Below are 235 nucleotides of genomic sequence, written 5' to 3' on the forward strand. Positions count from 1 at the left end.
GGGCGCGGTACTTGTTTAACGTACCGAACCACTTTGGTAGCAAGCGTTGTTCTGCCATCAAAGATGTTGCTTCAACTGGCAACATCGTCCATGACAACCAAGCTCCCAAAATTGAAATAATCAAGCCAACACTGATGAACGCACCACCCAAACGACCTGTCATGCTTTCAAACAGGTACAGTAGCGCTGGGTGTTGCATCCCACGCAATTGTTCTAGTGACAAATAACCATAAGG

Annotated in this window: 1 pseudogene; it reads right to left on the bottom strand. The window is 46.8% G+C overall.

The window, feature by feature from the left end:
• Nucleotides 1-235: pseudogene (locus tag L9G74_RS22050) on the bottom strand (amino acid permease); the annotation flags it as partial.

The sequence above is a fragment of the Shewanella electrica genome, from assembly GCF_022321485.1.
Classification (GTDB): domain Bacteria; phylum Pseudomonadota; class Gammaproteobacteria; order Enterobacterales; family Shewanellaceae; genus Shewanella; species Shewanella electrica.